The sequence below is a fragment of the Marivita lacus genome (genome assembly GCF_014637725.1).
In the GTDB taxonomy this organism is placed as follows: domain Bacteria; phylum Pseudomonadota; class Alphaproteobacteria; order Rhodobacterales; family Rhodobacteraceae; genus Marivita; species Marivita lacus.
Genome location: NZ_BMFC01000055.1, coordinates 1 through 1065 on the forward strand (window position 1 = coordinate 1; position 1065 = coordinate 1065).

Consider the following 1065-nt stretch of genomic DNA (forward strand, 5'->3'; position numbering starts at 1 on the left):
TGGCCTGCTGCCGATTTCGTGGACACAGGGTTAGGTTTGCATAGCTCGGTCCTCGAACGCCATGGGGCTTAGGTAGCCCAGTTTGGAATGGCGTCGCCTGGGATTGTAGAAGCGCTCGATGTAGTCGAACACGTCGGCACGAGCTTCATTGCGCGTCCGGTAGACCTTGCGGGCGGTGCGCTCGGTTTTCAGCGACGAGAAGAAACTCTCCATTGCCGAGTTGTCCCACACGTTGCCGGCCCGGCTCATTGAACAGGTGATGCCGCAGTCGAGCAGAAGGCGCTGGAACTGCTCACTTGTGTATTGCGATCCCTGGTCCGAGTGGTGGAGCAGCGCGTCTGCTTTGCCCCGACGCCAGACGGCCATCATCAGCGCATCCATGACCAGTGAGGCGTCTCGATCCGCTTTCATGGACCAGCCGACAACGCGCCTGGAGAACAGGTCCAGGACCACGGCGACGTAAAGCCAGCCCTCGGCAGTCCAGATGTAGGTGAAGTCGGCCAACCATTTCTGGTTCGGCCGGTCCGCCGCGAAGTCGCGGTCGAGGATGTTGTCGGCGATGACGGAGCGTTCGCCATCGTCCTTGGGTTTTCCACGTCGCTTCGGCCGCGCTCTCAGAGCATTTATCCGCATCAGTCGTTCGATCCGGTGCAGTCCACATGCGAGACCGTCTTCCAGAACGTCACGCCAGACCCGGCGGGCGCCGTAGGTGCGATCGCTGGCCTTGAAGCTCTTGTCTATCGCCTGAACGAGCTTCGCGTCATGAGCCGCGCGGTCGCTGATCGGTCTTCTGATCCAGGCATGAAAGCCGGACCGGGAAACGCCCAACGCGTCACAGATCCAGCTGACCGGCCAGATGTGCCGGTGCCCTGCGATGAATGCGAACGTCATGTCGCCTCCCGCGCGAAAAAAGCCGCCGCCTTCTTGAGGATGTCACGCTCCGCCCGGAGACGGGCGACCTCTTTCTTCAGCGCTGCAATCTCGGCCAGTTCCGCGCGCTGCTGGCCATTCCCGGGAAACGCCGTGGTCGGTGTCGCAGCCGCCTCGCGCATCCAGCGCCGCAGC

The 1065-nt window shown here is 62.4% G+C and carries 1 pseudogene; it reads right to left on the bottom strand.

What is annotated here, in order from left to right:
• Positions 1 to 30: 30 nt before the first annotated feature.
• Positions 31 to 1065, bottom strand: a pseudogene (locus IEV82_RS23445) (IS3 family transposase); the annotation flags it as partial.